We start from the raw sequence: 8,595 nt of genomic DNA on the forward strand, positions 1-8,595 counted from the left end.
AGCGTTTGGCATTGCCAGTCCAGAAGCCATTATGAAATACAATGAGGAATTAAAGTACAAACCTGTTGGAACAGGTCCTTTTGTTTTTAAATCATGGGATGAAAATGGCGAGAGCATATTAGAACGAAATCTCAAGTACTGGTCTGATAAAGCAAAAGTCAGTCAGCTTGTCTTCAAAACCATTTCTGATCCTGAAGAACGTATCAGGCAGTTGAAATGTTGTGATATTCTCATTGCGGACAACCTAACCTATGATGATATTGAACTCGTTAAAGAAACTGACCAAATTTATCTGAAAAATCGTTCTTTTTTCAACATCGGTTACTTGGCTATGAACATGGAAAATGAACATTTAAGTACTAGAGAGGTAAGACAGGCCATAGAACACTTAATTGATAAGAAAAAGTTGATCCAGTCTTCTTTCGATGGTTCTTCTAGACCAGCTTCAACCTTTGTACCACCAGTTCTTTGGGGCTATAATGAAACCATTAAATCTGCAGCTTACGATGTAGAGCTTGCCAGGACATTACTCGCTAATGTCAATAAGGAAGATGGTTTTGACATACGTTTATTAGTCATGGCCGAACCTCGATCTTACTTCCCTAACCCTACCGAACTTGCTCAATTTATAAAGGATAGCCTAGCACAAGCTAATATAAATGTCATAGTAGAGACCAAACCTTGGGAAGAAGTTTTAAAGCTGGGTCAAAGCGGTGAATACGATATGATTTTAGCTGGTTGGAATGGTGATGTTGCCGATCCTGACAATTTTTTATACACACTTTTTTCAGTCGAAAATACAGTTGAGGGCACTATTAGTAACTACTCACTTTATAACAACCCCCAAGTTAACAATTTACTTAAGCTTGCAAGACAAAATACGGATAAGTCCTTTAGAATAAGCCTATATAGAGAGATTCAGGAGCTCATAAGCAATGATGTCCCTTCCATTCCCTTGGTCCATACGATTCCAACTATTGGCATTAATCGTTGTGTTAAAGGTTACACGACAAATATAAGTGGTGTTGAACCCTTAAATAACGTGTCTGTAAGCAAGGAGAATTAAGATGCCTAACTTTCAATTAATAAGAAAACCCTTAATGATAATACTTGGTATGGCGATTGTTTGGTTGACGGTTTATTACATTGAAACCTCTCAGGATAATAATCAAATTTCCAGTACTTATCTCGCGAAACCTTTTTCAAATAAGATGATTCTCATTACCTCTGCTGGGCAAAGTACCGATACTTATATCCTTCAGGATCTAGCAAATGAGCTTAGATTTAATAATCTATTTATGCCAGAGGCATATCCAAGTGATTTAAGCGATGTGACTTCCATTGTTGTTGTGGTTGGCTATAGTGATATTGGATTAGCCCTGCATGATAAAAGCATAGAAGATGAAAGTCAAAGAGTAAAAGCCTTGTTAGACGAGGCTGATAAGTTATCATTGCCATTAATTGTTGTATATGTAGGCGGAAAGGCTAGAAGAAATGAAGAGACAGACATGTTACTCTCTTTAACTTGTAATCAGGCAAGTTTTATTATTACGACGACAGAAGGCAATCATGATCAGTTTCTTACAGATATTGCAAGGGAGAACAGCATCCCAATTTCATACATCAATTCAACTACAGATTTAACAATGCCGCTTGCAGCAGCATTTCGATAAGGGAGTCTTAAATGTCTAATGAAAATCGATTTCCTAAAAATTTAATATTATTTTTCGTTTTGATTGTTTTTTCAATCCTTTTTCAAGAATTAACAAAACCATACTTGTATGATATTATTGTGAAAATCAGACAATCCATTCATTCGAGTGATAGTGGTTATTTAATACTTGCAGCCATGTCGAGCTGTATTCTATTTGCAGTACCAAACTTATTCTTATACCTTGGATATGAATACTTATTAAAATTTATCGGCCAGTGGTTCAAGATTCCACTTATGCCTCATAATTTCATATTGGTAATCTGCTTTGTTGCAAGTAAATACATCACATCTCTTCTTTTCTTTCAACACATAGAAATGATTGTTTCACTTGTGGGTCTTATGGTCACATTATTCTTCGTATACCTGACCAAGCACGATACTGGCTCAATACTGCCTCGTTTTTTTATCGGTTTTCAGGTTTTCTTTTTCAGTCAGTGGCTAAACGTCATGCCTCTATTTTCTGGCTTAATGTCGGGGACCAGTGATATTCCTGTAAGTATAAAAATCACTAGTGATTATTTGGGCAATACCTATATTTTAAACTCCATAGGGTTCACCTTTATTGTTCCCATGTTACTCTCTTCTGCCATGACGGCAATGATTTTTAGAATGTATATGACCAACCTGTCCATTGCTGAAGAAAACTACCAAAGAGCAATTGCGCTTGAAACTATGCAGAACAAGATTATGGATAATCGTATCTACCAAGAAATTAATACCTTGGCACATGATTTAAAAACGCCACTTGCAACCATCAGGGGATTGGCTTCTCTACTTGCCATGGCAAAGGATGTAAACAAAATAGAAACCTATGGCAATCGAATTGATCATGCAGTCGTTAAAATGAGCGAAATGATTTCCAGTTTTCTCTATGGAACTTCCCGACAGTGGATTGAAGTCGCTGCTTTAATCAGTTACATTAGAGCCCAAATACCGGTTGAAGATGAGCATATACATTTCATAACTGTAATTGACGACCATTTACCGGACGTATATGTAAATAAGATTAGGGTTGCAAGAGCCTTGGTAAATCTCATTGAGAATGCAATTCTCGCACCAAATGTCGAGAAAGAAAAGAACATACGTCTAGAAGTTAAAAAAGATACGGATTATGTTGAAATCAAAATAATCGATAACGGCATAGGTATCGCAGAATCTGACCTAGATAAGATTTGGCTGATTGGTTATTCAACTAATAATACAACTGGTCTTGGTCTACCCTTTGCCAAACAAACGATAGATGAAAACGATGGTACAATTGACATCACAAGCCAGTATGGGGTTGGCACTGAAGTAACTGTTAAACTTCCCATATTTGAGAAAGGAGAATATTTATGTCCTATACAGAACCCGTAAAAATTTTGATAATAGATGACGAACCGGATATTTTATTTACCTTAAAGGAAATTTGTGACTTTTGCGGTTATGAAGCGATTACTACCACCAGCGGTCAGGAAGGCATTGATATCTTGAAAAAAGAAAAGCCCCAGATGGTTATTGTTGATTATCACATGCCAGTTTGGGATGGGTTAACTACAGTTAAAAAAATGAGGCAGTTAAATTCAGAAATTCCAATTCTAGTCTTAACAGTAGATGAGCAACAAGAAACATCAGATAAGTTTATCTCTGTAGGTGCAACTGATTTTTCAATTAAACCCATAAAAGCACCAGATCTTATTTCTAGGATAAAAGTTAATTTACAGATATCAGAAATTCAGAAGATGATGTCTGCTAAAAAGGAAGAGGTCTATCTTGAAAAAGGCATTTGTGAGGCAACCTTAAGGTTAATTACTGATTTTCTGGCAAGACAATCGGATGAAGTTACCTTTGAAGAAATTACATCAGGTGTCAATCTTGCCTATCAAACGGTACATCGATATATTCAGTATCTTCAAAAAAATGCCTTCATTGAAGTCATCCCTATATATGGAAACTTAGGCAGACCTAAAAATAAATATAAGCTGTGTGAAGGCTTTGATCCATCTCACCTCTGATCATTATTGGCAATAGAAAAGGCTACCGGAAATCTCCTGTAGCCTTTATTATATATACAATAAAATTTGCGCTCATCAAGCTCAGAGTAAGAGTCTTTAACTTATGTAGAGCGGTTAGATGAGAGCTGTAGTGTTAAAATAAGGTTTTGGCATTAAATGATTCTAGGTGTCATTGACATTAAAAGGTTAGAAGCCGATCATAATCACTTCATCATTTACCCTTGTCAATATGCAATCTTTCAGGGCGCTGTCGATAAAGTACTTACTGTTACCGATTTTGACCACAGTGTCCGGATAGACAGTGTTTATTTTAATTCGACCATTGTTGATATTCTTAAGAGCATCCATGAGCTCGTTATAGCGTTTTAACTGTTCCTCAGACAAAATCTCCGTGCTGAGAAGGCTGTCCTTGTACTGGGCTAATTTTTCTGTAAGGGCATCATCATACGGATTTTCCTGAATTCTAATCTCAAGGGCGGCCTTACTTGCCTTTAATTTCATAATGACAATTTTAAGGTCCTGAAGCGATTCTTTTAGCTGTTTAAGTTCCATAATGGCAGATACGTCAATGCCTAGATTGATGGAGGTCAGGACCCCAAATTTTGAACCGATTTGGTTGGCTTCAATCATGGATTTTGAAGTAATCTCACCACCAATGATCAAACCTTTCTTGCCCTTAACCATGATTTGACTGTCACAGAGTACACAGCTGTTGATGATTTCACCTGTTTCGATCTCGCCTTTGACATAGACATTAGCGTTTTCAATAAAATGCGTTACAAGCTTCCCATTGACAACGATATCGGACTCACCATGCCCCACTATACCTTTACCAACGGTCAAATCTCCTTTTACCTTTAGGATTGAACCTTCAATTAGACCGTCTACGGTTAAATCACCATCGCAATTCACCGTATAGCCGTCCAGTACATTGTTTCGAACATGGACATCACCGTTGAAATATATATTGCCGGTCTCTGGTCCAACCGTATCAATGTCGATTTGGCGAATAATGGAGATACGACCGTTCATGAGCTTTACCTTGCCCTCCGCATTTGCTATGATAGAAAGTCCATCTTCGCTTAAGATGGTATTTTCACCAGGTTTTATTGGGAGATCCTTACCCGGTCTACTGGCGATAACCTTATTGGTAACTGTGATGCCATCTGTTCCTAAAGTCGCAGGTGTTTTGACCTGAAGAATTTCTCCCACAGGAACGATATGGGCAAAATCCATTTCCTTAAAGTTTACACTGCCGTCTTCGTTGAGTTTAGGTTTAACAAGTCCACTTGTTTCTACCATCGTGGTTAAATAAGCGTTCTCTCCATGTTTGTGATGGACGCCTTCTGCAATTATAAAGTTGGTGACACTTTGGCCTGAATCGCAGATTGCCTTAATTTCAGCTTCCTTGACACCATAAAGAATATTGTTGTTTTTAATAAACATCATGACAATCTCATAGATATTACTGGTATCTTTGGTATTAATTACGAGCGTCATTTCAGCGCTATAATAATCATCTGATATTTTAATTTCGCATATGAACTTATCGTTTTCTAAATACATGGCGTTCTCCAGTCAGCGAATAATATAAAAACCATTCCATTATAATTTTTATACCCAAATGAACTCACACTCAACAAATATTGATGATACTATACTCTTTTAATAATTCTCGCACCAGAGTAAATGGCTTTGGCATGTCCGTTTTCATCCCTAAAGATTGGGGTGTAGCTTGAAAGCATCTTATTGTGGACCCATATGTGGTTGTCATCGATCGGGGTTACATTGAGTTGGTCATTCCCCGCTTTGATGGCAATTGTATCCTCAAGGTCAATGATCTCCAGTTGACCGCCTTCTTCACTTTTGTAGGACCCTATGGTTTTTTCAATCAAATCTCTTGACCACTTAAGCCCCTTAATCGGCATTTGCATCCATGTGGGTTCTTGTCCATTTAGGAGTTTAATCGCAGAAAGGCCAATGGCATGCACTGGTACATTGCTTGTATTACATAAGACAACGATGCCTTTTTGCGTCTCCCTTGTGAAAATGAAATAGCTTGAAACCCCTGTCAATCCACCACTATGACCAGCATAGTCCACCTCGCCGATTTTACCTGTCAAAAGGCCGTATCCATATCCTTCGAAAGGTTTGTATGCAACCCTAGGCACTTGCATACTCCTTATGGCACTTGGTGAAAGGATTTGACGATTCTTAAAGTCTCCATCGTTTAGATAAAGTCTCGTATAGGTCATCAAATCGTTTAGTGATGATTTTAGTGCGCCTCCGCCGAGAAGGACAAAGCCCAAGTCTTCGTAGTCATCAGTCGTTGTCATTTGACCTGCCTTCATTTCATAAAGCATGGTAATGTTATCTTCAGATTTGGTTCTATTAAAGTCTAAAAACGAATTTTTTAATTCAAGTGCATCCAGGATATGCTTTTCGATATAGTCACTATAGTGGGCTTCTCCCCCATATTTCTGTAGTAAAGCAGTTAAAAGACCAAAGCTAAAATTGCTATAGGAGTGGTTGTCACCTGGTAGGCCACAAAAGTCCGTCATTTGATTGATGCGGTTAATAATCATCTCCAGCCCTTTATTTGAAAGTGCTTGATGCTTGCAAAGCTCTGTCCCAGGTGGAATCGATAGCGTTTTAGCCACGTCTTTCATGAGAAAACGCTCTTGAGGATAAAAACCTGCCGAATGACTCATAAGCTGTGCAACTGTCGGTATCTGGTGGGCAGGCAAGTTTATATGATCTAGATACTTTGTTATGGGCTGATGGATGTCTATGATGCCTTTATCTGCCAGCTGAAGTAGACCCATCACTGTAAAGGATTTTGTTATGGATGCTATTCCGAAGATGGTATCTCTATTAATGGGCAGTTTCTTTTCAACATTTCGATAGCCACTGTAGTATTCGTATAGGACTTGTTCTTGGTCAAAACCGATGATCCCGATGCCTTGACCATCGTATTCCTTCATGACTTGTGCTACAAAGGATTCAAATTGTGCTTTATATTCTGATGTCATCACTTGTACTCCTCTTTTATATCAGTTGAAATTATGATTATCTTTTTCATTTTAAATTATACACGAACTTAATTCAGTGTCATTTAAAATAAATAAATTTATATCGAATTGAATTAATAAAGGTCAGAAAAAGGGTCTAATCTCGGGTCTTCATTCCAGAGGTATTCAATTCGATTTGCGGTCTCTCTTGCCAAGGATTCACCTAAAACATCTTTTATGAAGCCAAGGGTCATGTCCATGCCAGCTGATATTCCAGATGACGTATAGATGTGACCATCTTTAACCCATCTTGCCTTTTTAATCCACTCAACTTTTTCATTTTGAGAGGTTACCCAATCAAAGCTCCTCTTATTTGAAGTTGCTTTTTTATGATTCAATAGGCTTGTTTTTCCCAAAAGTGCAGCACCTGTACAAACACTTAAAATATAGTCAGAGGATTTTGCAGATGACTCTATAAAGTCGATAAAGGTCTTATCGTCTACAAGCTTCCTTGTACCGGCACCCCCTGGTATCAAGATGATGTTTTGGTAGTCCGCATGTAATGAGAACTTTTCTGTTTTTATAATTGAGTTCTGAGCGCTTTCTATTAGGGCACCCTCTAAAGAGCAATAGTGGAGTTCAAAATCATCCGTCAGCTTCCCTAAAATCTCTGCTGGCCCAAATGCGTCTAAGAGTTCAAATTGGTCAAATAAAATAATGTTAACCTTATACATAAAACCTCCTTATGATATTTTGATATTGTCACTGTTTTATAGATAAATATAACATAAATAATTAAAGCATAGGTTATTCTTCTTCTGAATAGCCGCCTGTAATTTCAATTTCATTACCATCAGGATCTACAAGCACAAATAAGTAGTATGACATAGCGACATTCATATACATAATTGGTGTCAGTGGCCCTATATTTAGGTCTAATAAACGTCTATATTCAGCCTTTAAGTCCTCTATATAGAAATTCAGAACGACATTGTTGCCGTATTTGATATTGTCATGGCGCTTGTAGTCGATGTAGTTTTGACTGTATATACCATCTAGGTTTTCGCAACTTGCCATCTTGACCTGGTCATACTCAGGATTCCATAGTGCAATGCATTGGCCATTAAAATTGTACTGAGCCCACCTGTCAAAGTTCTGTGCAGATGGCTTCATATCAAGCAGTGAATTGTAAAATGATATGGAATTTGTCATGTTTTTTACCTTTAAGTATGTTGAACCTAATTTAAGCATAATTACTCCTTTTTCTATATTAGGCCGATTACATGATAAAAATTTAATTCAAGCTGATTAAGGCTTAAAGTCGGACCCTTATTTTAGCGCACCGGCGAGTTAGCTTTCCTTTCAATAATGCCCAATTTTAGGCTTGTCCTTCTTCCTGTGTTTTCTATCAGGCTCATACTGATTGCGATATACCCTTTTCTCATTTAACCTCGAACGCGCTTCCTTGACTTCGTCTGGATAACCGAAATAAAGGATGTTTAAAGGAATTACATGTTCAGGAATATTGAGAATTGATCTTAAAAGTTTAACATTAGATTCAAGTGGATAGATGCCAATCCACACGCTCCCAAGCCCTAAGTTTGTAGCAGCGATCAACATATTTTCTGTAGCAGCACTGCAGTCTTGAACCCACATTTCTTTACCAGGCCCTTTGAATGCCAAGTCCATGTTTCCACAGACGACAATTGCAAGGGGGGCCTTGTATCTCGCAAAAACCAACTTTTCTCTAAATGCTTTCAACACTTGAGGGCAATCAATGACAATGAACTCCCATGGCTCACAATTGGCAGCTGTTGGTGCGGCAGTTGCTGATAGGAGCAATTGACTTATGAGGTCTTCAGGGACACTTTTATCG

The 8,595-nt window shown here is 37.8% G+C and carries 9 protein-coding genes; 4 read left to right on the plus strand and 5 right to left on the minus strand.

What is annotated here, in order from left to right:
* From AC220I_RS14225 to AC220I_RS14240, 4 genes are all read left to right on the plus strand, one after another.
* A partial coding sequence (locus AC220I_RS14225) for an ABC transporter substrate-binding protein (protein ID WP_486724514.1) occupies nucleotides 1–1,066 on the plus strand: 1,066 nt, incomplete at its 5' end.
* Between the two features lies 1 nt (nucleotide 1,067).
* Nucleotides 1,068–1,673, plus strand: coding sequence for a DUF6305 family protein (locus tag AC220I_RS14230; protein ID WP_486724515.1), 606 nt, complete (start codon nucleotides 1,068–1,070; stop codon nucleotides 1,671–1,673).
* Between the two features lie 11 nt (nucleotides 1,674–1,684).
* Nucleotides 1,685–3,070, plus strand: coding sequence for a sensor histidine kinase (locus tag AC220I_RS14235; protein ID WP_486724516.1), 1,386 nt, complete (start codon nucleotides 1,685–1,687; stop codon nucleotides 3,068–3,070).
* Nucleotides 3,049–3,708, plus strand: a complete 660-nt coding sequence (locus AC220I_RS14240; protein ID WP_486724517.1) for a response regulator — start codon at nucleotides 3,049–3,051, stop codon at nucleotides 3,706–3,708. Before AC220I_RS14235 ends, AC220I_RS14240 begins: the two co-directional genes overlap by 22 nt.
* A 186-nt stretch (nucleotides 3,709–3,894) precedes the next feature.
* Here AC220I_RS14240 and AC220I_RS14245 read toward each other — a convergent pair whose 3' ends face one another.
* The 5 genes from AC220I_RS14245 to AC220I_RS14265 form a co-directional block, all read right to left on the minus strand.
* Nucleotides 3,895–5,274: a flagellar assembly protein A gene (locus AC220I_RS14245; protein ID WP_486724518.1), complete on the minus strand. Its 1,380-nt coding sequence runs from the start codon at nucleotides 5,272–5,274 to the stop codon at nucleotides 3,895–3,897.
* Nucleotides 5,275–5,363: 89 nt separating this feature from the next.
* Complete coding sequence (locus AC220I_RS14250; protein WP_486724519.1) at nucleotides 5,364–6,740, minus strand: serine hydrolase domain-containing protein; 1,377 nt, start codon at nucleotides 6,738–6,740, stop codon at nucleotides 5,364–5,366.
* A 113-nt stretch (nucleotides 6,741–6,853) separates the two neighbouring features.
* A complete protein-coding gene (locus AC220I_RS14255) occupies nucleotides 6,854–7,453 on the minus strand; it encodes a DJ-1/PfpI family protein (RefSeq protein WP_486724520.1) in 600 nt (199 codons plus the stop codon).
* A gap of 73 nt (nucleotides 7,454–7,526) precedes the next feature.
* Nucleotides 7,527–7,970, minus strand: coding sequence for a VOC family protein (locus AC220I_RS14260; RefSeq protein WP_486724521.1), 444 nt, complete (start codon nucleotides 7,968–7,970; stop codon nucleotides 7,527–7,529).
* Nucleotides 7,971–8,081: 111 nt separating this feature from the next.
* Nucleotides 8,082–8,595: nitroreductase family protein (locus AC220I_RS14265; protein WP_486724522.1), on the minus strand; the 514-nt coding region annotated here is incomplete at its 5' end.

This window comes from Fusibacter sp., from assembly GCF_057447755.1.